The 24,554-nt window shown below is 63.3% G+C and carries 26 protein-coding genes; 2 read left to right on the top strand and 24 right to left on the bottom strand.

Annotated elements, in window-relative coordinates:
* Positions 1-5 precede the first annotated feature (5 nt).
* The 18 genes from KFK14_RS15500 to KFK14_RS15585 form a co-directional block, all read right to left on the bottom strand.
* Positions 6-962, bottom strand: coding sequence for a cell division protein FtsQ/DivIB (locus KFK14_RS15500; protein WP_212608272.1), 957 nt, complete (start codon positions 960-962; stop codon positions 6-8).
* Positions 959-1,909, bottom strand: coding sequence for a D-alanine--D-alanine ligase (locus KFK14_RS15505; RefSeq protein WP_212608273.1), 951 nt, complete (start codon positions 1,907-1,909; stop codon positions 959-961). Before KFK14_RS15505 ends, KFK14_RS15500 begins: the two co-directional genes overlap by 4 nt.
* Complete coding sequence (gene murB, locus KFK14_RS15510) at positions 1,876-2,778, bottom strand: UDP-N-acetylmuramate dehydrogenase (protein ID WP_212611179.1); 903 nt, start codon at positions 2,776-2,778, stop codon at positions 1,876-1,878. The genes KFK14_RS15505 and murB overlap by 34 nt, the downstream gene beginning before the upstream one ends.
* Positions 2,775-2,972 carry a hypothetical protein gene (locus tag KFK14_RS15515; protein WP_070155341.1) on the bottom strand — a complete coding sequence of 66 codons (198 nt, stop codon included), beginning with the start codon at positions 2,970-2,972 and terminating at the stop codon, positions 2,775-2,777. Before KFK14_RS15515 ends, murB begins: the two co-directional genes overlap by 4 nt.
* Positions 2,972-4,399, bottom strand: a complete 1,428-nt coding sequence (murC, locus tag KFK14_RS15520) for a UDP-N-acetylmuramate--L-alanine ligase (RefSeq protein ID WP_212608274.1) — start codon at positions 4,397-4,399, stop codon at positions 2,972-2,974. Before murC ends, KFK14_RS15515 begins: the two co-directional genes overlap by 1 nt.
* Entirely contained in the window at positions 4,396-5,565 is a 1,170-nt protein-coding gene (gene murG / locus KFK14_RS15525; protein ID WP_070155337.1) for an undecaprenyldiphospho-muramoylpentapeptide beta-N-acetylglucosaminyltransferase, read from the bottom strand. The genes murC and murG overlap by 4 nt, the downstream gene beginning before the upstream one ends.
* Positions 5,562-6,791, bottom strand: a complete 1,230-nt coding sequence (locus KFK14_RS15530) for an FtsW/RodA/SpoVE family cell cycle protein (RefSeq protein WP_425516626.1) — start codon at positions 6,789-6,791, stop codon at positions 5,562-5,564. The genes murG and KFK14_RS15530 overlap by 4 nt, the downstream gene beginning before the upstream one ends.
* A 13-nt stretch (positions 6,792-6,804) precedes the next feature.
* A complete protein-coding gene (murD, locus tag KFK14_RS15535; RefSeq protein ID WP_212608275.1) occupies positions 6,805-8,118 on the bottom strand; it encodes a UDP-N-acetylmuramoyl-L-alanine--D-glutamate ligase in 1,314 nt (437 codons plus the stop codon).
* Entirely contained in the window at positions 8,115-9,185 is a 1,071-nt protein-coding gene (gene mraY / locus KFK14_RS15540; RefSeq protein ID WP_070155333.1) for a phospho-N-acetylmuramoyl-pentapeptide-transferase, read from the bottom strand. The genes murD and mraY overlap by 4 nt, the downstream gene beginning before the upstream one ends.
* Positions 9,185-10,561 carry a UDP-N-acetylmuramoyl-tripeptide--D-alanyl-D-alanine ligase gene (locus KFK14_RS15545; protein ID WP_212608276.1) on the bottom strand — a complete coding sequence of 459 codons (1,377 nt, stop codon included), beginning with the start codon at positions 10,559-10,561 and terminating at the stop codon, positions 9,185-9,187. Before KFK14_RS15545 ends, mraY begins: the two co-directional genes overlap by 1 nt.
* Positions 10,558-11,973 (bottom strand): UDP-N-acetylmuramoyl-L-alanyl-D-glutamate--2,6-diaminopimelate ligase, encoded by a 1,416-nt coding sequence (locus tag KFK14_RS15550; protein WP_212608277.1) that lies wholly within the window; start codon positions 11,971-11,973, stop codon positions 10,558-10,560. Before KFK14_RS15550 ends, KFK14_RS15545 begins: the two co-directional genes overlap by 4 nt.
* The gene (locus KFK14_RS15555) at positions 11,970-13,667 is read right to left on the bottom strand and encodes a peptidoglycan D,D-transpeptidase FtsI family protein (protein WP_212608278.1); all 1,698 of its coding nucleotides are present in this window, start codon (positions 13,665-13,667) and stop codon (positions 11,970-11,972) included. The genes KFK14_RS15550 and KFK14_RS15555 overlap by 4 nt, the downstream gene beginning before the upstream one ends.
* Entirely contained in the window at positions 13,667-14,362 is a 696-nt protein-coding gene (locus KFK14_RS15560; protein WP_212608279.1) for a colicin transporter, read from the bottom strand. Before KFK14_RS15560 ends, KFK14_RS15555 begins: the two co-directional genes overlap by 1 nt.
* The gene (gene rsmH / locus KFK14_RS15565; protein WP_212608280.1) at positions 14,359-15,306 is read right to left on the bottom strand and encodes a 16S rRNA (cytosine(1402)-N(4))-methyltransferase RsmH; all 948 of its coding nucleotides are present in this window, start codon (positions 15,304-15,306) and stop codon (positions 14,359-14,361) included. The genes KFK14_RS15560 and rsmH overlap by 4 nt, the downstream gene beginning before the upstream one ends.
* The gene (locus tag KFK14_RS15570) at positions 15,303-15,797 is read right to left on the bottom strand and encodes a division/cell wall cluster transcriptional repressor MraZ (protein ID WP_212608281.1); all 495 of its coding nucleotides are present in this window, start codon (positions 15,795-15,797) and stop codon (positions 15,303-15,305) included. Before KFK14_RS15570 ends, rsmH begins: the two co-directional genes overlap by 4 nt.
* 281 nt (positions 15,798-16,078) lie before the next feature.
* On the bottom strand, positions 16,079-17,308 hold the full coding sequence (locus KFK14_RS24350) for a Gldg family protein (protein ID WP_425516627.1): 1,230 nt from the start codon (positions 17,306-17,308) through the stop codon (positions 16,079-16,081).
* 12 nt (positions 17,309-17,320) lie between these two features.
* A complete protein-coding gene (locus KFK14_RS15580; RefSeq protein WP_070155317.1) occupies positions 17,321-17,641 on the bottom strand; it encodes a hypothetical protein in 321 nt (106 codons plus the stop codon).
* Between the two features lie 40 nt (positions 17,642-17,681).
* On the bottom strand, positions 17,682-18,677 hold the full coding sequence (locus KFK14_RS15585; protein ID WP_212608283.1) for a cysteine synthase A: 996 nt from the start codon (positions 18,675-18,677) through the stop codon (positions 17,682-17,684).
* 180 nt (positions 18,678-18,857) lie between these two features.
* Between KFK14_RS15585 and KFK14_RS15590 the strand changes: the two genes are divergently transcribed.
* Together KFK14_RS15590 and KFK14_RS15595 are read left to right on the top strand one after the other, a co-directional pair.
* Positions 18,858-19,790, top strand: coding sequence for a cell wall hydrolase (locus tag KFK14_RS15590; protein WP_425516628.1), 933 nt, complete (start codon positions 18,858-18,860; stop codon positions 19,788-19,790).
* Between the two features lie 356 nt (positions 19,791-20,146).
* Complete coding sequence (locus KFK14_RS15595; protein WP_070155310.1) at positions 20,147-20,275, top strand: entericidin A/B family lipoprotein; 129 nt, start codon at positions 20,147-20,149, stop codon at positions 20,273-20,275.
* Positions 20,276-20,325: 50 nt separating this feature from the next.
* Here KFK14_RS15595 and tatC read toward each other — a convergent pair whose 3' ends face one another.
* Genes tatC through nagZ form a run of 6 tightly spaced genes read right to left on the bottom strand, consistent with a single transcriptional unit; the run spans position 20,326 to position 24,224 of the window.
* A complete protein-coding gene (gene tatC, locus KFK14_RS15600) occupies positions 20,326-21,108 on the bottom strand; it encodes a twin-arginine translocase subunit TatC (RefSeq protein WP_212608285.1) in 783 nt (260 codons plus the stop codon).
* Positions 21,105-21,479, bottom strand: coding sequence for a Sec-independent protein translocase protein TatB (gene tatB / locus KFK14_RS15605; protein WP_212608286.1), 375 nt, complete (start codon positions 21,477-21,479; stop codon positions 21,105-21,107). Before tatB ends, tatC begins: the two co-directional genes overlap by 4 nt.
* A 25-nt stretch (positions 21,480-21,504) precedes the next feature.
* Complete coding sequence (locus KFK14_RS15610; RefSeq protein WP_212608287.1) at positions 21,505-21,753, bottom strand: twin-arginine translocase TatA/TatE family subunit; 249 nt, start codon at positions 21,751-21,753, stop codon at positions 21,505-21,507.
* A gap of 28 nt (positions 21,754-21,781) precedes the next feature.
* The gene (gene scpB / locus KFK14_RS15615) at positions 21,782-22,378 is read right to left on the bottom strand and encodes an SMC-Scp complex subunit ScpB (protein ID WP_212611180.1); all 597 of its coding nucleotides are present in this window, start codon (positions 22,376-22,378) and stop codon (positions 21,782-21,784) included.
* 53 nt (positions 22,379-22,431) lie between these two features.
* Complete coding sequence (locus KFK14_RS15620) at positions 22,432-23,196, bottom strand: segregation and condensation protein A (RefSeq protein WP_212608288.1); 765 nt, start codon at positions 23,194-23,196, stop codon at positions 22,432-22,434.
* A 20-nt stretch (positions 23,197-23,216) separates the two neighbouring features.
* A complete protein-coding gene (nagZ, locus tag KFK14_RS15625; RefSeq protein ID WP_212608289.1) occupies positions 23,217-24,224 on the bottom strand; it encodes a beta-N-acetylhexosaminidase in 1,008 nt (335 codons plus the stop codon).
* Positions 24,225-24,554 lie beyond the last annotated feature (330 nt).

The raw sequence follows: 24,554 nt of genomic DNA on the forward strand, positions 1-24,554 counted from the left end.
GGCCTTCAGACCTCCCCGTCTTTGGAGGCGGCCTCAGCCGCCTTCGTCTCCGTCTTTTCTTCCGGCTTGGGGCCACGATCCTTGGGCAATCTCAGCACAAATTTCGAGGGGTCGCGCATGTCGAAACGCACAATCCCGCGACCCAGCAGATGGTTGACGCCATCCAACCGCGCGAAGTTCAACAACGCAGCGGATGCCGGTTTTTCTCCCTCCGGCAGGGAGAGCGTTTCGCCCGACTGGAACCGCAGGTCCCAGCGGCGATCGCCAACCCATGTTGCGCCGGCCAGCATGGGCTTGAGCGCGGGCGCCGCATCCATCAACTTGCCAAGGTTCGCCGTCTGCAGATTGGCGCTTGGCCCCACCACCAGCGGGAGATCAGGCATGGTCTGCTGCGACACTGGCTGCAGCACCGCGCCAGTGACATCGATCAGGGCCAGATTGCCGCCATGCTGCCACACCGCCACCGGCTGACGCTCGACAATATCGACCACCAGCGTATCGGGCAGGCGGCGCGACACGCGCGCATCCTTGACCCAGCCCAGCTTCATCAGATCGCCGCGCAGCTTCGGCAGGTCGACATTGACCATAGACCGGTCGACCTGGCCCAACGCGATATTATAGACTTGCAGCTCGTCCATGCGCTCAACGCCGCGCACTTCAACCTTGTCGACCTCGAACCCAGCATGAGCGGCGGCCTGCGCAAATTCCATCCGCATCATGCCGGGCAGTCCGAAATAGCCCGCGCCGCCGACGGCCGCGACTATCACCGCCCCGACAATGCCCCATGTCGCCATGCGCTGCATCGTCGTCTCGCTGACCGGGATGGCGGAGATGACGCGATCCGCGAAACTCTGCCGCTTCAGGGTCCGGCCACCGCGCCGCGACGTAACCTTCGTCCCGCTCTTGCGCCGGGGCGGCGAAAGCCGGCTGGTGCTGCCACGTCTTATCCGTGCGTCACTCATAGCGCCTCCTCGACGATACGTTCGACCAGTTCGGCATAATCGATGCCCAATTTCGCCGCCTGCTCCGGCACAAGGCTGAGCGGCGTCATTCCCGGCTGGGTGTTGACCTCCAACAGGAACAGGCCCTCGACCCCTTGCGTATCATCCCACCGGAAATCGGACCGCGAGGTACCCTTGCAGCCAAGCAACTGGTGCGCGCGCAGGGCGATCGCCTTGCACTGTTCTGCAATGTCATCAGGAATGTCGGCGGGGCAGATATGCTCCGTAAGCCCATCGGTATATTTGGAATCGAAATCGTAAAAGCCGCTTTTCGGGCGCAATTCCGTGACCAGCAGGGCTTCATCGCCCAGAACGGCGGTGGTCAATTCACGGCCCCTGATATAGGGTTCCGCCAGCAGTTCGGTGAAATGCTGCCACGGCCCTTCGACATCCCGGCCGATCGGTGATCCGTAATTGCCCTGTTCAGTGACGATGGCCACGCCGACCGAGCTGCCCTCATTGACCGGCTTCACCACATAGGGGCGCGGCAGCGGGTCGCGTTCGAACAGCGCCGCGCTCTCCACCACCTGCCCGCCGGGCATCGGGATACCGTGAGGAACCAGCGCCTGTTTGGTCAACTGCTTGTCGATTGCGATAACGGAGGTCGCAAGGCCGGAATGGGTATATTTGACGCCCATCAGGTCCATAAGCCCCTGCACAGTGCCGTCTTCGCCCGGAACGCCATGAAGCGCATTGAACACGATGTCCGGCCGGGCTTCGGCAATCTTCATGGGGATGTCACGATCCATGTCGATGCGCGTGACTTTGTGCCCGCGCCCTTCCAGCGCCTTGGCGACGCCTTCACCGCTCATCAGCGAAACCGGCCGCTCCGCCGACCAGCCGCCCATCAGGACGGCGACATGCCAAGGCCCCCTCACTTGTCCACCCCTATGCGCTGTATTTCCCATTCAAGCGTCACGCCGCTTTTCTCTTTCACCCGCCGCCGGACTTCCTCGCCCAGCGCCTCAATGTCAGCGCTGCTCGCATTGCCCAGATTGAGCAGGAAGTTGGTGTGCTTTTCCGAAACCTGCGCGTCGCCGATCTTCAATCCCCGGCATCCCGCCGCATCGACCAGTTGCCAGGCCTTATGTCCTTCGGGATTCTTGAATGTCGATCCGCCGGTCTTGCTGCGTAGCGGCTGGCTTTCCTCGCGCGCGCTGGCGATCCGGTCCATCTCCGCCTGAATGGCGGCCGGATCAGCCCTATGCCCACGGAAAGTCGCGCCCACGACCACCGCCCCCTCCGGCAATGCGCTGTGCCGGTATGTATAGCCGAGTTGGTCGCGCGTCAGGCTCACCCGTTCACCCGATCGCAGCACAGCCTTGCAATCCACCAATATATCGCATGTTTCGCGGCCATAGGCGCCGCCGTTCATCCGCACGAAACCGCCAACAGTGCCCGGAATCGAGCGGAGAAACTCCAGTCCGCCTATCCCCGCATCGCGGGCGGTAGACGAAACGAGGATGCCCGAAGCGCCGCCGCCGCAATAGAGCGCCGTCTCGTCAACAGCCTCCACCTTGGCGAATGCCTTGCCAAGACGCACGACGACGCCCGGAACGCCGCCGTCGCGGACAATCAGGTTCGATCCAAGGCCGAGCGCCATCACCGGTATTGCCCGATCAAGATCGCGCAGGAACCCGGCAAGATCGTCCACATCCTTCGGCTCGAACAGCCATTGCGCCGCGCCGCCCGCCTTGAACCAGACGAGCGGGGCCAAAGGCGCCTGCGCGGTCAGGCGCCCGCGAACCGACGGGAGAGCAACCTCCAGCACCGTCATTTGCGCAGCCCCCACAGCGACAGCCACTTGCTCCACATATCCATGTTCGCCTTAGTCGCGTCGGCCATGGCCTGTTGCATGGCCACCGCCGCCTTCGCGCCGTCCATAGACTTCTTGGCCGCGTCGAGGCTCTTTTCATGCGCCTCGATCACGCGCTTCTGCATTTCCAAGCCAAGGTCGATGAACTCGATCATCAGGCCGCGACCTTCGCCTTCCCGGCAACTTCTCCCGCCAGGGCGGCCGCCCATTTGGTAATGTCGCCCGCACCAAGGCAGATGATCATGTCGTCCGGCTGCAAATCCGCCGCTAACACGCCCGCCAGCGCATCCGCCCCCTCAATGGTTGATGCAGCCCGATGGCCGCGCCCTTTGAGGCCAGCCACCAGCGCAGCGCTGTCCACGCCCTCTATCGGCTGTTCGCCGGCCGGATATACCGGCGCGGCATAGACGATATCAGCGTCATTGAAGGCTTGCTGGAACTCATCCATCAGGTCGCGCAACCGCGTGTAGCGATGCGGCTGGACAACTGCGATCACCCTGCCCTTCGCGCCCTCGCGCGCCGCGGCCAGCACGGCCCGGATTTCCACGGGATGATGCCCATAATCGTCGATAACGGTCGCCACGCCGCCGCTCACCGGGATTTCGCCGACCTTGGTGAAACGCCGCTTCACGCCGCCAAACTTGGCGAAGCCCGTCTGGATGGTGCGATCGTCGATTCCCATCTGCAGCGCCACGCCGATCGCCGCCATGGCGTTCAATACATTATGGCGGCCCGGCATCGGCATCTCTATGCCTTCAATCTTGCGGATCGACCCATCCCGCTCCCTGATCTGCACATCGAAGCGGTTGCCGCCCAGCACAGGCTGGACATTCTCGCCCCTGATGTCGGCCTGCGCCGAAAAGCCGTAGGTGACGATCCGCCGGTCCTGAACACGCGGCAGGATCGCCTGCACCTCAGGATGATCGAGGCATAGGATCGCCGCGCCGTAGAAGGGCACATTCTCGACAAACTCGACGAAGGCGTCCTTCACCGCGTCAAAGTCGCCATAATGATCGAGATGTTCGGGATCGATATTGGTGACGACCGCGATCGTGCCGTCGAGCCGCAGGAAGCTGCCATCGCTCTCGTCAGCTTCCACCACCATCCAGTCGCTCGCGCCCAGGCGGGCGTTGGAGCCATAGCTGTTGATGATGCCGCCATTGATGACCGTCGGGTCGATGCCCCCTGCGTCCAGCAGCGCGGCAACCATCGACGTAGTCGTGGTCTTTCCGTGCGTTCCCGCCACGGCGACCGTGGATTTCAGGCGCATCAGCTCGGCCAACATCTCTGCCCGGCGAACCACCGGCACCCGCTTTTCCAGCGCCAGCTCCACCTCCGGGTTGCCGCGCTTGATGGCGGTCGACGTGACGACCACCGCGGCGTCGCCCAGATTCTCGGCCTTGTGGCCGATCATCACCGTGATGCCCTTCTTGCGCAGCCCCTCGACGACATAGCCCTCAGCCACGTCGGAGCCTTGCACCTTGTAGCCCAGATTATGCATCACCTCGGCGATGCCGGACATGCCGATGCCGCCAATGCCGATAAAATGAATCGTGCCGATGTCGGTCGCAACACCCTTCATGCCGGAACACCCTGCAGGTTCAGGCTGGTGGGCATGGGCGAGGAAACGGGAAGCGGGTCATTCATTATGGGCGCATATCCAATGCTTTCCAGGAGATCGGCCATGTCGCGCGCAGCGTTGGGCCGCCCGCAGGAGCGCGCGCGTCGCGCGGCATTCTGCATGGCGCCCGGCTCCATCGCCATTTTCTGCATCTGCTTGGCCAGTTCGACGGGCGTGAACTGCGATTGCGGAATCGACCGTGCGCCGCCGCAAGCAACCATTTCCCGGACATTGGCCGTTTGATGATCATCCATCGCGCTCGGCAGAGGCACCAGGATTGCGGGGCGGCCAGCCGTGGTCAGCTCCGCCAGCGTCGATGCGCCCGCGCGCCCGATGACGAGATGCGCCCAGCTCAGCTTTTCCGGCATGTCGCTAATATAGGTCGACAGATCCGCCGGGATCTCCATCTCGGCATAGGTGGCGCGCACCTTCTCGATATCCTCCTCCCGGCACTGCTGCGTAACCTGCAAGCGGCGGCGCAGGCTTAGCGGGAGCAAGGCAAGACCGCTTGGCACCACGCTGGACAGAACGGTTGCACCCTGGCTGCCGCCGGTTACGAGAACCCGGAACACGCTTTCATCGGTCAGCGCCGGAAATTCCTCGTCACGCAGGGCCAGCACTTCCTCGCGGACCGGGTTGCCGACCAGATGCACCTTCTCGGCAAAGCGATCCGGCAGTCTTTCCACCACGGGATAGGCAGTCGCGATGGCGCTAACCTTGCGCGCCAGCAGACGATTGACGCGGCCAAGCACGGCGTTCTGCTCATGCACCGCCGTCGGAATGCCGTCCTTCAATGCCGCCAGAAGCGCGGGCAGCGCCGGATAGCCGCCAAAGCCGACAACTGCCGTGGGTTCGAACGTCTCATAAAGGCGGCGGGCCATCGCCCTGCCCTCCAGGATCGCCTTGATCCCTTTGACCCAGCCACGCGGATTGCCCGTCAGACGGCCGGCCGGTAACACATGCACCTGCGCATTCTTGAATAGGTTGGGAATTTTCGCGCCGCGCTCGTCAGTGACCAGCGCTACCCTGTGCCCCCGCGCGATCAGTTCCTCCGCCACGGCATGCGCCGGGACCATATGTCCCCCGGTACCGCCAGCAGCGAGAACAAAATGACGGGAAATACTCATCGACCGCTCCATTTGACGACTGGGGTGCGGTCCATGAATGGATTTCGCCGCGTGAAGGCGAGAAGCAGGCCGACCCCGAAACAGAGCGCCAGCATAGAGGAGCCACCATAGCTGATAAAGGGCAGCGTCATGCCTTTCGACGGAAATATCTGCGCGTTGACGCCCATATTGATAATCGCCTGCAATCCGAATTCGGTCGTCAGGCCCGCAGCGGCGAGAATGGTGAAGCTGTCCTCCTCATCGAGCAGCCGCAGCAGCACGCGGACGACAATCGCGAGATAGACACAGGCGATCGCGATACAGGCCAATAGCCCGAATTCCTCGCCGATCACGGAAAAGATATAGTCGGTATGCGCCTCTGGCAGATGGAATTTCGCCTGGCCGCCGCCAGGCCCAACGCCAGTGAATCCGCCATTGGTGATCGTCCGGTGCGCCAGATCCGCCTGATCCGGTCCGGTCATCGGATCGTGACCGATGCCCAGAAAGTCGTTGATACGCTGCCGCCCATTTTCATAAAACATATAGGTCAGCACAAACAGGCCCAGCGCCGCACCGCACAGCAGCCCGATATAACGCATCGCTACACCCGACAGCAGCAGCAACGCCGCCCAGCAGGCGCAGAACACCACGGTCTGCCCGAAATCCGGCTGCCGCATCAGCAGCAGCGCGATCATCGCCGTAACGCCGAAGCTCAACGGAATGACTGGCAGAGTCTTGTCTTTTGCCCGCAGTGACAGGAGCCACGCAATCGATACGACATAGGCAGGCTTCAGAAATTCCGACGGCTGGAACCGCATGCCCGGCAGGTGAATCCACCGTTTTGCGCCATTCTTGACCTCACCCAGCACCGGGACGAGCATCAGCGCCACGAAGAATATCACCGCCGCAATCAGGGCCAGCCTGCGCGCCTGCGTGCGCGGCAGCATCGATACCACCAGCATGACTGGCAGGCCGATCGCCACCCACATGAGCTGGCGATAGAAATAGATGAGCGGCGTTACGGAAACGGCGTCAGTCGACCGGTCGATGGCCGCCACAGGCGAAGCAGCGGCGACGGCGACAAGACCGATCGCGATCAAGGCAACGATCAGCGACAACAGAACGCGATCAATCTCCCAGAACCAGATGGCGAGCGCCGTCCGTTCGCGGGGCACGGTCCTGCCGCCAAAACCCTTGGCGATCTTCGCCGGCCTGAACCGGTCGATGCCCAATCGATCCCCCTGCACGGCCCGCCCCCTTTCAGCCCAACGCCGCGACAGCGGCCGCAAAGGCGTCACCGCGCGCCTCAAAGTCGCGAAACTGGTCGAATGACGCACAGGCGGGCGACAGCAGCACGATATCGCCCGGCTCGGCCACGCGCGCCGCCCGTCTCACCGCGGTCAGCAGCATTTCCGAATCGTCCACGGGCATGTGCGGGCGCAGGATATCCGCAAACATGTGCCCCGCCTCCCCGATCGTATAGGCATGTTTGATATTGCCGAACTGGGCGGCGCACTCGTCCAGATTGTCGGTCTTGGCCAGGCCGCCGACGATCCAGTGGATGCGCGGACGCCCTCCAACCGCCGGATAGGCGGCAAGCGCAGGCGCCGTCGATGCCGGATTGGTCGCCTTGCTGTCATTGACATAGAGAACGCCGCCCACCTCGCCGACGCGCTGCATCCGGTGGGGCAGGCTGGCGTAGGTTGCGAGCGCAGGAAGCGTATCGTCGCGGGAAATATCCAGCGCATCGGCCACGGCAATGGCGACTGCGACATTCTGCGCATTATGCGGCCCCTGCAAGGCGGGCCAGGCGGCCTGTTCCATGGGCAGGATGTTGGCGGCCGACACGGTGCGAAGCTGCGCCACCGCCTTCGCGGCGATGCCCAGGCTCGGCTCATCGTCCGTGGCGATCACGGCGGCGTGCCCAGGCGTCTGCATAGCGAAAAGGCGCGCCTTCGACGCGACATATCCGGGGAAACCATCATAACGGTCGAGATGGTCGGGCGTGATGTTGAGCAGCACCGCGACATCGCAATCGAGACTGTGGGTCAGGTCGATCTGATAGCTGGAAAGCTCCAGCACATAAATGCCGACGCCCTTCAGGTTCGGCTCCAGCGGCTCCTGCCCCAAGATCGGCAGGCCGATATTGCCGCCCATCCGGGCCGGGAAACCCGCCTGCTCGACGATATGGTGGATCAATGCGGTGGTCGTCGACTTGCCGTTGGTGCCGGTAATGCCGACCACCTTGTGCGGCGGCAGGGTCGGCCGGGCCAGCGCGAACAGTTCGATATCGCCGATGATCGGCACGCCGGCCACCCGAGCCTTCTGGGCGATAGGATGCCGGTTAAGCGGTACGCCCGGCGAAACCACGATGCCGTCGAACCCGGTTAGGTCGATCTCCAGCGGATCGGCCAGCTCGGCCTTGTCACGAACAGCCTCCCGCGCTTCCTCCCGCGCATCCCAGGCCACTACGCGCGCGCCGCTGGCGGCCAGCGTCTCCACCGTCGCCAGTCCGGACCGGGCGAGGCCAAGCACGGCATAGGTCTTTCCCGCAAAGGCTTCGGAGACGATCACCGCAGCTTGAGCGTCGCAAGACCGGCAAGCGCCAGAACGAACGCCACGATCCAGAAGCGGATGACGACGGTCGGCTCAGACCAGCCAAGCTGCTCGAAATGATGATGGATGGGCGCCATGCGGAACACGCGTTTGCCGGTCCGCTTGTAGAAGAACACCTGGATGATGACGGAAAGCGCCTCAACCACGAACAGCCCGCCGATCACCCCCAGGACGATTTCATGATGCGCCGACACCGCGATGACGCCGATCGCACCGCCCAGGGCCAGGCTTCCAGTATCTCCCATGAACACGGCAGCAGGCGGCGCGTTGAACCAGAGGAAGGCAAGGCCCGCGCCGATGATCGCCCCGCACAATATCGTCAGATCCCCCGCGCCCGGCACATGCGGAATGCCCAGATAATTGGCGTAGTCCGCGCGTCCCACCAGATAAACGATCGCCATGAAGGCCATGCAGGCGATGATGACAGGCATGGTCGCGAGGCCGTCGAGACCGTCCGTCAGGTTCACCGCATTGCCGAAGGAAACGATAACGAAGGCGGCGAACAGGAAATAGAAGGGTCCAAGGTCGATCGCAGGACCGTTCCAGAATGGGACATAGAGCGCCGTGCCATTCTGCCCGACGATAAGCCATGCAGCGACCCCGGCGATGACGAATTCACACAGCAGGCGCAGCTTTCCCGACAGGCCCTTATGGCTCGCTTTCGTCACCTTGTCATAGTCGTCCAGGAAGCCGATCGCGCCGAAACCAAGCGTCACGAAGATGCACGCCCAGACATAGATCGACGCCAGATTCATCCACAGCAGAACCGACACAATCACTGATGTCAGGATCATCAGGCCGCCCATGGTCGGGGTGCCGCGCTTCGTGAGGTGGCTTTGGGGACCATCGTCGCGAATCGGCTGCCCCTTACCCTGCCGGACGCGGAGCCAGCCGATGAAGCGCGGGCCGATGATCAGCCCAATGATGAGCGCCGTAGCGATCGCCGCGCCAGCCCGGAAACTCAGATAGCGGACAAGATTGAATATCCCATGGAAATCCAGCGTCTGCGCCAGCCAATACAGCATCAGTCCTTATCTCCACCCGTCACCGCAGCCACCAGCCGTGACAGGCCGACACTATTGGAACCCTTGACCAGAATGGCGTCACCCGCCCGCATTTCCGCTTCGAGAAGATCGGTAGCGGCCTTCGCATCGGCGACATGCGCGTGGGATATGTCGTCCAGCGCATCGGCGAGCGGCGCCATTTCAGCGCCCACCAGGATGGCATAGTCGATCTTGCCCGCCGCAATCGGCTCGGCAAGGCGCGCGTGCAGTTCCGCGCTGCGCGTGCCCAGTTCCTTCATCGCGCCCAGAACAGCAATGCGGCGCGCGGCGCGTTCCTTGCCCAACTGGTTGAGCGTCGCCGTCATCGACAGCGGGTTGGCGTTGTAGCTTTCGTCGATCAGCAGCGCCTCGCCGCCCTCGACCGGCACAATTGCCCGCGCGCCGCGGCCGGGAAGGCCCGCCATTTCGGCCAAGGCCAGTCCGGCCGCCGCCAGATCGCCGCCCAGCGCCTCAACGACTCCCAACACGGCAAGCGCATTGGACACCCAATGCTCACCTGGCGGCGCGATGGTGCAGCACAGTTCCGCTTCGGGGAAGCGTGCGGTGATCAATGTTCCGCCATTGCTGGCTGGAACCGTCTCCACGGCCCTGACATCCGCGCCCTTGCCGATGCCGAACGTCATGATGCGCCCCGTGTAGCGCGCAGCCCGCATGCGCAACGCCGAGAGATGCGGACTGTCGAAAGGAATGATGGCGACGCCCTTTGGCTCCAGCCCTTCGAAAATCTCGGCCTTGGCCTCAGCTATTGCCGCTTCGCTGCCGAAAAATTCGATATGGGCGGGCGCGATTGCGGTGATCACCGCAATATGCGGCCGCACCAGGCGGGTGAGGACAGACAGCTCGCCCGAATGGTTCATGCCCATCTCAAACACGCCGAACGTCGCATCGCGGGGCATTCGCGCAAGGCTCAGCGGAACCCCGACATGATTATTATAGCTCTTGACCGACCGGTGCACCTTGCCCGGATTGGCCCGGTCCAGGGCGGCGAACAGCGCTTCCTTGGTGCCGGTTTTGCCGACCGACCCCGTCACGCCCACGATCTTGGCCGAAGACCGCTGCCGGGACGCCCGCGCCAGATCCTCCAGCGCAATCATCGTGTCGGCGACCAGCACATGCGGCTGGTCGATCGGCGCGCTGACAATCGCACCGGCCGCACCCGCAGCAAAGGCCTTCCCGACAAAATCATGCCCGTCGGCATGCTCGCCCTTAAGCGCGACGAACAGGTCGCCGGGTCCGATCTCTCGGCTGTCGAACGCGACGCCTGCAACGTCAAAGGCGGCGGACGCTTCACCGCCCGTCGCCTTCGCAATTTCTTCGGAGGTCCATAGCGGCATCATGTCGCGCATTCCCGCGCTACGGTTACATCGTCGAACGGTAACACGCGGTCGCCGATGATCTGCCCCTGCTCATGCCCCTTGCCAGCCAGCAGAACGATGTCGTCCGCGCCCGCCATTGCGATCGCCGCCGCAATGGCGGGGCGGCGGCCGCCAATCTCCTGCGCGCCCTGTGCGCCAGCCATGATGGCGGAGCGGATGGATGACGGTTCCTCTGACCGCGGATTATCGTCCGTCACGATGACATGATCGGACAGGTCTACAGCGACCTTGCCCATTTGCGGGCGCTTGCCTGCGTCCCTGTCTCCACCAGCGCCGAACAAGGTGATCAGCCGACCCTTGGTGTGCGGGCGCAAAGCCTCTATCGCAGCGCGCAGACCGTCCGGCGTATGGGCATAATCGACATAGACCGGCGCACCCGTCTTGGTGATGACCGCCCGCTCCAGCCGCCCGCGCACCGGCTGCACCCGGCCAAGCAGCTCCAGAACCTTCTTCGTCTCGCCGCACGTTGCAATGACCAGGCCAGCCGCCGTCAGCGCATTCGCCGCCTGATAAGCGCCGATCAGCGGCAGATTGATCTTGTGCGTCGCGCCATCGGCTTCAACGGTCAGCGTCTGTCCAAGCTGGGTCGGCGTCCGGTTTGTGAGGCGCAAAGCCTCTCCCCGCACGCCGACGCTCAGCAGGCGAAGCCCCCGCCTCGCAACGCGTTCCTTGACCTTGTCCGACCATTCGTCATCCGCCCAGACCACGGCCGCGCCATCACCGGCGACCACTTCATCGAACAGGCGCATCTTGGCGTCGAAATAGCTGTCCATGTCGCCATGATAGTCGAGATGGTCACGGCTGAGATTGGTGAAGGCGCCCGCCAGCACAGGCAGACCCTCGGTCCGGTACTGCGCAAGACCGTGGCTCGACGCCTCGAACGCCGCATGGGTAATGCCCTCGCGGCGCAACCCGGACATGTTCGACAAAAATGTAACGATGTCGGGCGTGGTAAGCCCCGTGGATACCTGATCGACCGATGTGGTAACACCAAGCGTCCCGATCGACGCCGACTTCTCGCCCATCATCCGCCACAACTGGCGCGTCAGTTCCACAGTGGAAGTCTTGCCGTTGGTGCCCGTGACCGCGACCGTCACATCGGGAAAAGGCGAAAAGAAACGCGCGGCTATCTGCGCGAACAGGCGGCGGGGATTGGCGTCGGCAATGTGCACCGCACCCTCGACCTTTGCCTCCGGGCGGGCAACGACAGCAACCGCTCCGGCTGCCACGGCGTCAGCGATAAAATCTTCGCCATTGACCCTAAGGCCCTGAAACGCGCCGAAAATCGTTCCGGGCGCAACCTTGCGATTGTCAATCGCAAAGCCAGTGACCTGGGCATCGGAGTCAACGGAGGCAAGATCGGACAGCTTCATTCCTTGTCGCTTTCCCCCGGAGCCTTCCACAGCAGCGGCATCAGCTCGGAAATATCCACGTCGCGCCGCTCATCGGGAATCACGCCCAGCATCGGTCCCGTACGCTCAATCACGCGCTTGACGACCGGCGCGGCGGTCCAGGCGGCCGTGCGCAGGCCGAAAGTTTCCGGGCTTCCCTTTGGCTCGTCCATCATCGCGAGCACGACATATTTCGGATTGTCCATGGGAAAGGCTGCGGCAAAGGTCGTCACAAGTGAGGTATGAGCATATCCGCCCTCGAAGGGCTTTTCCGCCGAGCCGGTTTTCCCGCCCACACGATAACCTTTGGCATCGGCGCTCCTGCCTGTACCGGCCGAGACGATCATGCGCAACAGTTGCCGCATGCGCGCGCTGGTCGCGGCGGAGAATACGCGGCGACCTTCGGGCGCCTGGCCGGGCTTGATTTTCTGCAGGGTCGCCGGACGCCAGATGCCGCCATTGACCAGCGCTGCATAGGCGCTGGCGAGATGCAGCGGGGTCACAGCGATGCCATGGCCATAGGAAACGGTCATCGTCGTGATCCGTCCCCAATTGACCGGCCACAGGGTGCGGGCGCGTTCATGCAGTTCGATGGTCGGGCGGCGGTCAAACTCCAGTTCACGATAGATTTTCTGGATCGGCCCCGGCCCCATTTCGTCGGCGATCCGCGCCGTGGCGATGTTGGAGCTGTGCACCAGCGTTTCCGGCACGTTCAGCCAGCGCTTGAGCGGATGGTCATCCTTGATCTTGAAGCCGCCGACCTGCAGCGGCGCGGTTGCGTCATAGCGCTTGCTCATGGACGTCACGACGCCGGCATCCATCGCTGCGGCGATGGAAATAGGCTTGAAGGTCGAACCAAGTTCATAGCGCGACTGCACCACGTCATTGCCCCGGCCGCGATCGTCCTTGCCAAGCTTGTTCGGGTCGAACACCGGCAGGGACGCCATTGCAATGACCTCGCCCGTATTCGCGTCCAGAATTATGCCCGCCGCACCACGCGCCTGCTGCTGCATCATCTGCGCGTAAAGTTCGCTTTCCAGCGCCGCCTGGACGCGGCCGTCGATGGACAGCATAAACGGCTCACCCCGGCGCGCGGGGTCGATAAGGCGGTCATTGAAGGCAGCCTCAGCGCCCATGCCGCCTACGCCATCGACCGGCGCGAAGCCCAGCACATGGGCGGCCAATGTGCGCTGCGGATAGATGCGCTCCTTCTCGCGCGGGAACTCAATGCCCGGTTCGCCCAGCGCATTCACCGCCGCCACCTGCTCCGGCAAGGCGCGGCGGCGCAGATAGGTCCAGCGCTTGCCGGAAAGCTTCGCCAACAGGACATCATAATGCTCGTCGGGGAATATCTCCGCCAGCTTCCGGGCAAGCTCATCCCGGTCGCCAATCAGCTTTTTGGGCTGAATCGCGATGGAATAGGCATCCATCGTGCGCGCCAGCGGGAAACCGTTGCGGTCGACGATGTCCGCGCGGGGCGGCAGCGAGGCGGAACCGATATTGCCGTCGCGGCCGCCGGAAACCACGCCCATCCAGCAGAGCCGCAATCCAATCAGCCCCGTAATCGCAATGAACAGCACGAGCAGGAGCATCAACCGCTGATGGGCAAGCGCCGTGACATTGACCCGCCCGCTACTGGGCGCTGGCCTATCCGACCTGACGACGATCGTGGCCATCAGCGCGCTCCCTTCTTGCGTTCGCGGGCCGCCTTGGCCGTAAGATCGCCGAGTGTGCTGTCATCGAGCAGCTTCGCGTCGAGCATGGCCACGCGCGCGGCATTGCGCGCTGTGGGCGTCGTTTCCGGCTTGTCGCCCAGATCAAGCTTCAGCTTTTTCTTGGGCGTGGGCAGCTTTTCCACCCGGTCGGCCGCCTGGGCCACCTTGATCACGCTGATTTCGGGCGCGCGGGGGGCTGCCGGAGCGTGCGTTTGCGCAGGAGCGCGAGTCGCGGCATCGGTGCGGATCTGCGCCGGCGCGGGACTGGCCGGCGCGGTCGGCTTAGCCGCCTGCAGTTCCTCCTGCGCATCGGCCATCGCAACCATTACCGGCGGCGCGACATAGACCGGCCCATTAGGCTCCACGCCATCCAGATTAGCCAGCGCGCGCTCGCCATTCAGATATTGCTGCGCTGTCGGCGCGGAATAGCGGAAATCCTCCTGGTTCCAGCGCTCAAGCTGCCGGAGGCTGGATCGCGCGCCGAATTCCGTTTCCAGATAGCGGATTTCCCCCTTGGTCGACGCGATCTGCGCGCGCACGCGGGCAAGTTCATTCTGCTCGGCCCCGACCCGCAGGGACACCAGATAAGCGCACAAAGCGCCAAGCGTCACCAGCATCACCCATAGCACGCTTTGAAGGCGCTTGACGGCGATCATGACCGCACCCCTTCCCAGGCCGGGGCCTGTGTCCGCACCGCACTGCGCAAAGTCGCTGACCGCGCGCGCGGATTGGCTGCAAGTTCCCGATCACCCGGCCGGATCGCCTTTGACGGGCGCTCGAAAGTCGGCGCGACAGCCGCCTCCTGCTGGGGACGATGGCGCGAGCCGCCGGATTCCGCGCCGCTGCGGCGACGCAGAAACTGCTTCACTATCCGGTCCTCAAGACTGTGGAATGTGACCACCGCCAGCCGTCCGCCAGCCTCCAGCAACGCTTCCGCTGCCTCCAGCCCGCGCTCCAGCTCCTCCAACTCCCGGTTCAGATGGATACGGATCGCCTGAAAGCTGCGAGTGGCCGGGTCCTTCTTGTCATGGGGCTTGTGGCCCAGCGCCTTGCGCACCACGGTAGCAAGCTGGCCGGTCCGTTCCAGCGGGCGCGCCGCGACGATCGCGCGCGCTACCCGCCGCGACCGCGGCTCCTCGCCATAGAGGTAGAGGACATCGGCGATCTCTTCCTCCGGCGCGGTGTTCAGGAAATCTGCAGCGCTGGTCCCCGCGCGGCTCATCCGCATGTCCAGCGGTCCATCCGCCTGAAAGGAGAAACCGCGATCGGCCTGATCAAGCTGCATGGACGATACGCCGATATCCAGCGTCACGCCCGACGCCTTCCGTACCCCCGCATCGGCCAGCAAAGCTTCCATGCGAGAAAACTCGCCTTCGATCAGGGTGATCGCGCCGTCACTCGCCGCAACGACCGTTTGACCGGCGGCAATCGCATCAGGGTCGCGGTCAAAAGCAAAGACGCGCGCGCCCTTGGCGGCCATCGCCTTGCTGTAGCCGCCAGCGCCAAAAGTGCCGTCGACATGGACTTCGCCGGGGGCGATGGCGAGGGCGTCGAGCACTTCATCAAGCAGGACGGGAATATGGGGAGCGGGCACAGTCATTTTCCGACGGCCTCCCGCTCAGCAAGAAATTTGACGACGCGCGCTTTTATGACTTCGCGGGCGGCGGGATATTCCAGATAGGCTTCAGGCTTCCACATCTGGATGAAGCGGCCGACGCCCAGGAACATGATGGCGTCGTCAATCCCGCAAAACTCCTTGATGTCGGCAGGCGGAAAGAAACGGCCGCCATCATCGAAGTTCAGCTCCTCCAGCGACGAGAAGGCCAGTTCGCGGGCAGTGTCCGCGTCATAGGCCTCGCCGCGATTGCGGGCGGCCTCCGCATTCTTGACGATCTCGTCCTCCATCTCCGCCTTGTGAGACGTGCCGAAACCCTTGGCGCAGCGATGTTTTTCGAGGAGGTCGATGCAAAGGCGATTATCGCCGCCACTGGCGGCCTTGACCATCTTGCGCATGTCGAGAGGCAATACGAAGCGGCCCTTGCTGTCCGCGACGCTGAAGGCATTGCCCGAAAAGAGATTAACGCCCGACACCCTTCGACAGTCCGCCCTTTGCCTTCGGGGCAAAGCCTTCCCGTGCGGAGAAACGCATGCGCTACGTCGCTCCGTTCACAGGAATCGCATCGGCTTGAACTGCCCCAGTAACAGCATGAATACCAAGGGAAGCATCGGGATGGAAGGGGAAATCTTGGGTAGAGCTGGGAATCTTCGTTCAGATCGGGTTTTCCTTGGTTTTGATGGGTTTCCATAGATGGCGTGAAGTAATTGTTCTTAATTCGTTCCGGCACTCCCAGACTTTTGTCGTAGATTTTTCGTCATTTTCCATGCCGTCCCGGCTTTTCCCGGACGAAAACGACTCCCGCACCCAGAATTGCCCAGGCCATCCCAGCCAGCAAAGCCCAACGCATTGCCTCAATCATCGCCGCATCATTGCCGATCCAGGGTCTCGACGGCGGGATCGGACGGGAAGACATGGGATCGCGCAGCCAATCGCTCAACAAGGCAGGCGTATCGCCAGAAAGCGACGCTGGGGACAAGGGATGGTCAGGGTCGGCAAGCCACAGCCGGTCGTCCGCCATATCGGCGTCAGCGATCAGGCGCACCCTCCCCTTGCCGATACGGCACAAAGCAAAAAGGCCCTGCTCTGCAAGACGGCAGCCACCCCTGGTCTTGAATGACGACGCACCGGCGATCGGCAATAGCGCACCGCTGGAAAGGAACCGCCTTTCGACCCCCCGCCCTTCCGATGGTAGAAGTTCCAGGCCCCAATGCGACAGGAGGGGGTCGAGCAGGCTGGTCACCGGAGGACGGCGGCGATCGCCAGGCGGCAATGCCATTGGCCAAAGAAGCAAGGGGTCCGCAAGAATGACCGCCGTCCCTCCCCCGCGCACCCATGCATCAATGAAGGCCAGGTCGGCTGGCGGCAAAGCCCTGGGATGCGCGACAAGCAACCGGCCGCCCTGCCGCAGAGGCGCGGCCGTCACGGAATCAACCGGCCTTATTTTGAAATCAAGCGCCAAACGATCAATGAGCGGCGCATGCTTTCCCATCAACTCGCCCGCAGGTCCGAAGATCGGCAGGGCCGAAAGAATCGCAAGCTCCGGCCTGGATGAAGATTTGGGAGCAGGCTTCCTCATCCACATATCTGCGCCAGCGACCCCGCCAATGAGCAACAACAGGCAGACAAAGCCTTTCAGTCGTGGAAGAAACCAAATGGCGGAAAGCGCCAGGACAGTAATCGCCAGCAGAACAAACATGGCTGCCAGCGACAGGGCCGACGCCGACACCCCGCAAAAAAGGGCGATTGCGGATAAGGAACCAGCCCCGGCGCACATTTGCCACGAGAATGCTCGCGCGCCCGGCCCCTGTTTTCGTCTCCAGCGGACTAGGGCGGCCAAGGCCATCATGCATATCGCTTGCGCCTTGGCCCAGAAAAGCGGGTCAGCCTGTCCAGTCGACAGCGGCCCGCCCAAGGCGAGTCCGCCGATCAGGCTCGCAAGAATCGCAAGGAATATGGTCGCGCCAGACCATGCCGCAGAGCGCATTGCGCTTGCGCCTCAGGGCTGCTGCTGGGGGTCGCGATCCATGGGCTTGCGCAGATTGGGGTCAGGCTGCAGGTCCGGCACAACCTGCGCAGCGCCAGGATCCGCCGACGGCGCCACCCCCAGCCTGGCCAGCGGGTCTTCCGGCTGCACCGCATTAACATCCGCGCCATTATTGAGCGTCGGAACGACCGGCGGCGGCGCTGCGCGCTCGTCGATACGCGCCTTTTCAATGACGATATTGGCCAGCCCCACAAGGAGCACAACACCGGCCAGCCCGGTCAGGCCGATCTGCACACGTTGCAGACCCTCCTGCTTGCGAGGACTGTCGACCATAGCTGGTCCCTTTTTTCTGCGCTCTACGACCCGTTAGAGGTCAACCATTCTGCGCCAGCCAGGGGAACACCGTCAACCCCTTGGATTTCAGCCATTCGCGATTGTAGAGGGTCGACAGATAGCGGAAGCCCGTATCGCACAGGATCGTCACAATGCGCTTGCCCGGCCCGACTTGCCGCGCCAGCGCCACCGCGCCAGCGACATTTATGCCGGACGACAGGCCCAGGCAAAGCCCTTCCTCCGACAGCAGGCGGCGGACCCATTCCAGCCCCTCGGCATCGGAAATGCGGAACTGGGTGTCGATGGGCGCGCCTTCCAGATTGGCGGTAATCCGGCCCTGGCCAATGCCCTCCGCCACGGATTCGCCTTCCGACTTGAGTTCGCCATGCGCGTAATAGGCGTAAAGCGCCGCGCCATGCGGGTCGGTCAGGGCGATGGTGATATTCTCATCCTTCGCCTTCAAACCCATGCCGACCCCGGCGATTGTGCCGCCCGTGCCTGCGGAACAGGTGAAGCCATCGATCCGCCCGTCCATCTGCGCCCAGATTTCCTCGGCCGTACCGACGATGTGCGCCTTGCGGTTGGCGATATTGTCAAACTGATTGGCCCAGATCGCGCCTTCCGTCTCCTCGGCGATCCGGCGGGATGTATGGACGAAATGGCCGGGGTTCGAATAGGGCGCGGCCGGCACCGTCACCAGTTCCGCGCCCAGCGCACGCAGCGTGTCCATCTTCTCCCGGCTCTGCGTTTCCGGCATGACGATGACTGTGCGATACCCCTTGGCGTTGGCGACCAGGGCAAGACCGATGCCGGTATTGCCCGCCGTCCCCTCAACGATGATCCCGCCGGGCTTGAGCAGCCCCTTTTCCTCCGCATCATTGACGATGAAAAGGGCGGCGCGATCCTTTACCGATGCGCCGGGATTGGCGAACTCGCACTTGGCGAAAATGTCGCAGCCTGTGGCCTCTGAAGGCCCTTTCAGCCGCACCATGGGGGTGTTGCCAATCAGTGCGAGCGTATCCTGTTGTAGAAGCATGCCGCTTCGATAGCGGAGTGCGCACGCCTTTGCCAAGCAAGCGATTTCACTATCCCTGAAAGAGCGTATTGCGCGCCGTGCCGCCAATTTTCCCGCCGTCCCATCCGGGTACAGCGCCGAAATCGAAGGAGAATATAAAGGGCCTCTAGGCTAAGGGCCAGCGACGGGAGCGGCATGGGCATGGCCAGAACAGAAACTGGGAAGCTTGCAACGCTGCTGCGTGCTGTGCTGTTCGCCGCCGCCATTGTCCTGCTCCCCCGGCTTTTGCCTTCCGGCTGGACGCAGCCGCTGGACAGCGCGGAAGCAAAACCGCCCATCATCCTGGCTGGCGTGGCAGCCGACAATTTTCCGGGATCGGCCTATTTCCTGGCGGAAGGTGCGTTCACGCCTATCCGGAACCTGACGGTCGGGCACAACGATCCATATATCTACAGGCTCGATAACGGTCCCGCCGCCCCCTCCGTCACCTTTCGCGGGATGACGCCGGTGGACCGGTATCGCGCCGCCAACTGCCTCGCCGCTGCAATTTATTATGAAGCGGGCAATGAAACTGAGGATGGCCAGCGCGCCGTGGCGCAGGTGGTGCTCAACCGGGTCCGTCACCCGGCATGGCCGAACAGCGTGTGCGCCGTCGTCTACCAAGGCTCGGAACGCAGCGACCTCAAATGCCAGTTCAGCTTCAGTTGCGATGGCGCAATGGCACGCACGCCGAACGCCACCGCCTGGGGCCGGGCCAGAAGGATCGCTGCAGAAGCGTTGGCGGGCAAGGCGTTTACGCCCGTCGGCCTTGCCACTTATTATCATACGCTGGCTGTGAGCCCTCCCTGGTCGGCCGACCTGCAGCCTGTGGCGGTGATCGGCGCGCATATCTTCTACCGGTGGAAAGGAGCGGCCGGTCAGCCCGCCGCCTTCAGCGACCGCTACGCCCGTTTCGAATTTCAGTCCGGCCCCGCCCCGCGTGCGGCGCTGCTTTCCGCGCCAGCGCTCGCGATAACGCCGCCGGTCGATCCTGTGCCTGCGCCGGGACCGGGCGCTGTCCAGCCGCCGCCGGATATCTGGAACAGCAATATTCGCCCCGAATATCGGTCCAGCGGCCGTCCGCTCGTCCCATGAAAGCCAAAAAAGTTAAAGTTAGCCGATAGTTAACTATCTAATTATCTGTTTTTAAACAGAAAAAAACTTAAAATTTTTTTGGAACAGCGGGAACCTCTATCGGCCTTCTGGGTTATAGCATTCGGATAGTAAATCTTTTGCCCCCCGCTCTTGCTATCCACTCATGGGCCCGGAACGCTTCTCCCCCCCCGACAGCGTTCCGGGCTCAAATTGCATCTGGCGTAAACTGCTTGGCCTCCCCGGCATTTCCACAATGAAGGTTTCGCGACCGGAACGCTTTCCAAAGCTCCGGGTTATTTATCATGTCGCTCGTCCGTCAGGGGCGCGGCGGGCGAACCTTTCAAGAGGAGTCCAACATGTCAAAGAAAATTGTCGCAGCACTTCTGCTTTCCAGCGCCCTGGTTCTCAGCGCCTGCAATACGGTCGAAGGCGCGGGCAAGGATGTTCAGAGCGCCGGCAAGGCCGTGGAAAACGCAGCGGACTAAAGCTTTCCCCAGGAATGCGGCCCGTTCCCAGTGGAGCGGGCCGTTTCCGTTCAGGCCGCTTCCGCCCGCTTTTCCGTGGCGTCGGCCTTGGCCGCGCGCCGGTCGGTGAACCAAATCGCGACGATCGTGATCTCGTACAGCAGGATCAGCGGTATCGCGAGCATGAGCTGCGACACGACGTCGGGCGGGGTCAGTACGGCGGCGACAATGAATGCGGCCACGACCATGTAGCGCCGAAGCCCGATAAGCTGCGCCCGGCTGACGATCCCGGCGCGGTTGAGCAGCATCAGCAGCACGGGCATTAGAAAGCTGATGCCGAACGCCAGGATGAACTGCATCACCAGGGTCAGATAGGCGTCCGTGCTGGGCAGCGCCTCAACCTTCAAGCCGCCGCTATTCCCCTGAAACCCAAGGAAAAAATGGAACGCCGTTGGCATCACCACGAAATAGGCCAGCGACGCCCCCATGGCGAACAGGATGGGCGTGGCGAATATGAAAGGCAGCAGCGCCCGCTTTTCCTTGGCGTATAATCCCGGCGCGACGAAGGCCCAGAGCTGGTTCGCGATAATCGGGAAGGACAGGCAGGAGGCCCCGAAAATGGCAACCTTGAGCTGCACGAAAAAGGCTTCATACAGCTTGGTGTAGACCAGCCGCCCTCCGGCGTCGCCAAAGGCCTCCTTCAGCGGATGCACAAGAATGGCGAAAAGCTGGTCCGAAAAATAGAAACAGATCGCGAAACAGACTGCGAGACCATAAACGCATTTGAGCAGACGGCCGCGCAGTTCGATCAGATGGTCGAGGAGCGGCGCCTTGCTGTCGTCGATCTCGCTCATGCCTGCGCGCCGCCTTTTGGCGCGGCATCGGCCTCCGCCTCCCCGCCATAACCCGGCACAGCGCTGGCCGGCTCAACGACTGCGGCAGACGCTGCAGCGGGCGCAGGAAGCGACGCCGGTTCCGCTTCCGGTTCAGCCGGATGCTCGTCCAAAATCCGCTGGTTCTGGGCCGCCCATTTCTTTTCCAACTCCTCAAGTTCCACCTCGCGGACCATAGCGTCGATGCCGGTGCGGAAATGACGGGCCATGCCGCGCGCCTTGCCGACGACCTGCCCGACTTTATAGAGCGCGCGCGGCAAGTCCTTGGGGCCGATCACGATCACGGCCACAATGACGATCAGCAGAAATTCGGACGATCCGATATCGAACATGCAACTGGCTCTGCCGGTTTTCGGATCAGACCTGCTTGCTGTCTTCGGTCACGCCCGCAGCGCTCTGCTCCGGCGCGCGCTGAGACTCGATCTTGGCGGCGGGGGCTGCGGGCCGCGCCTTGGGCAGGTCGTCCTCGTCGTCCTCCATGCCCTTCTTGAAGCTCTTGATGCCCTTGGCAACATCACCCATGAGACCTGAGATCCGTCCGCCGCCAAACAGCAGGACGATCACGAGGATCACGAGGACCCAGTGCATCATTGAAAAGGAACCCATTGATATTCTCCCAATCCGAAGGCTCTATCTAGTCGCCATCGGGGTCATTTTCCAGAACGGATTGCCCGTCCAGGCCCGCCATCGCCATATCGACAGGGTCAAGCAGCCCCGCCGCTTTCAGATCGTCGATTCCCGGCAGGTCGCGGCGGCTGGTAAGGCCGAAATGTGACAGAAAGTCGGGCGTGGTCGCATAAATTAGCGGCCTCCCCGGAACTTCGCGCCGCCCCGCCGGACGAATCCAGCCCGCTTCCATCAGCACGTCGATCGTCCCCTTGGCGACCTGCACGCCCCGGATCGCCTCTATTTCCGCGCGGCTGACCGGCTCATGATAAGCGATGATCGCCAGAGTCTCCATGCCCGCGCGGGACAGCTTGCGCGGCTCGTCCCGCTCCCGGCGCAGAATATGGGCCAGGTCCGGCGCGGTCTGGAAATGCCACCGCCCGCCCCGCTCCACCAGATTGACGCCGCGCCCGGCATAATCATCGGCGAGCGCCGCCAGCGCCGCGCCGATATCGCCATTGCCGACATGCTGGCGCAACTCCGCAAGGGCGAGCGGCTGGTCGGATGCGAACAGCGCGGCCTCCACAGCGCGCCGGAAATCGTCCGGCTCCCGGTTCGCCGCCATTCCGTTCACCATATCCGGCTCGTCATCGGCGCCCGCTTCTTCCATCTCATCGCTCATGCATTGCCCGCCGCACGCAAATAGATGGGGGAAAAAATCTCGTCCTGCCGGATATCGACCTTCCCCTGCCGCGCCAGTTCCAGCGCCGCGACGAAGCTGCTGGCAAGCGCAGACCGCCGCATCTCCCCGCTCACCTGCTCCGGCAGAAAGGCCTCCAGCACTGTCCAGTCGATCCGGCCGCCGACCAGCATGCCCACGCGCTCAATCGCCGCATCCAGCGTCATCACCGGACGGCGCGACACGACATGCACCATCGGCTGGGTCCGGGCGCGGACCTGCCCATAGGCCTGGATCAGATCGAATAGAGACGCCCTCCATTGGATGCTGCGGACGGTGCGCAGCCCCTCTGGCGCGGGCCGGACGAACACGTCGCGGCCTATGCGGTCCCGCGCCATCAGCCGCGCGCCCGCGTCGCGCATCGCGCTTAGGCGCTGCAGCCGCAATTGCAGACGCAGCGCCAATTCCTCCGGCGACGGGTCCTGCTGCTCGTCTCGCGGCAGCAACAGGCCGGATTTGAGATAGGCCAGCCATGCCGCCATCACCAGATAGTCGGCGGCCAGCTCCAGCTTCAGGTCCTGCGCATCCTCAATGAAGGCCAGATATTGTTCGACCAGCTCAAGGATCGATATCTCCCGCAGATCGACCTTCTGCGTGCGGGCCAGGGCGAGCAGCAGGTCCAGCGGCCCTTCCCACGCATCAAATGTCAGCGTCAGGGTTTCCGGGCCAACCGACGGCGGAGAGAAAAAGAGATCCTCCTCCATGGTTCAGCGCCCCTGAACCGTCACGCCAGGGCCAGCAATTCGTCGCGCCGGGCCAGCAGATCGCCCAGGGGCTCCGCATTCCCGCCATCGCCAACCGTAGCCATGGCCCGGTCAAGGCGCCGCCGGCCCTCCGCCGTGATGTCCGGCAGGGCGTCGGCGATGCCCACCATCTCCTCCATCCGGCCCCAGCAATTGAGCGCGATGTCGCACCCCGCGGCGACCACGCCAGCCGCCAGCGACGGGATGTCGCCTTTCAGCGCCTTCATATCGAGGTCGTCGGACATCAGCAGCCCGTCAAAGCCGATACGGTTGCGGATGATGTTGGCGATGACCGCCGGCGACAGGCTTGCGGGCCGTTCTGCATCCCAGGCGGTGTAGACGATATGCGCGGTCATCCCCATCGGCGCCCGGTTAAGCGCCCTGAACGGCGCGATATCGGTTTCCAGTTCCGCCTCGCTGGCCTCGACATGCGGCAGCTCATGATGGCTGTCGACCATCGCCCGGCCATGCCCCGGCATATGTTTGACGATGCCGACCACCCCGCCCTGCTTCAGCCCGTCCAGCACCGCCCGGCCCAGCGCCGCTACGCGCAGCGGCTCCGCGCCCAGCGTCCTGTCGCCCATAATGTCGCTCGCGCCCGGCTGACGCACGTCCAGCAAAGGCAAGGCATCCACATTGATGCCGCATTCACGCAGGGTGACGGCGATCGCCTGCGCGTTTGTCCGGGCAGCGACAATGGCGCTGGCCGGGGCGACATCATAGAGCGCGTCGAACACCGCCCCCGGAGGAAAGGCTGGCCACACCGGCGGCGGCATCCGCGCCACCCGCCCGCCTTCCTGATCGATCATGATCAGCAGATCGTCCCGGCCATGCAGCGCCCGCAGTTCGTCGGTCAGCGCGCGCAACTGCGCCTTGTCCGCGACGTTGCGGCGGAACAGGATGTAGCCCGCAGGCTCCGCCTCCCGGAAGAAAGCGCGCTCGTCGCTTGTCAGGGTTTCGCCCGCAAGGCCGAAGATGACGGGTTTCATGGGTTGGGTCACCTGGCTGATGTCATCTGCAATGGCCCCCTGTTATCGCGATTCCCGGCATCATCCCAGCAAAAGCGTCCCACCGAAGTTGCGGAAGTTGCGGGTTGCGAGCGATTTTGGCCGGAACGTCGCATGTAGGTCTCACAAAAGTCCCATGTTGGTCTCATGTGCGTCGCACCTGCGTCTCACTTAGGTCTCATGTGCGTCTCATCCACGTCGCATGTAGGTCGCAGATGCGTCGCACCTGAGTCTCACCCGCGTCGCACTTACGTCGCATGTTGGTCTCATCCAGGTCGCAGATGAGTCTCATGCGGGTCGCGGTTGGGTCGC

This window comes from Sphingobium phenoxybenzoativorans, from assembly GCF_018286635.1.
Taxonomy (GTDB): Bacteria; Pseudomonadota; Alphaproteobacteria; order Sphingomonadales; family Sphingomonadaceae; genus Sphingobium; species Sphingobium phenoxybenzoativorans.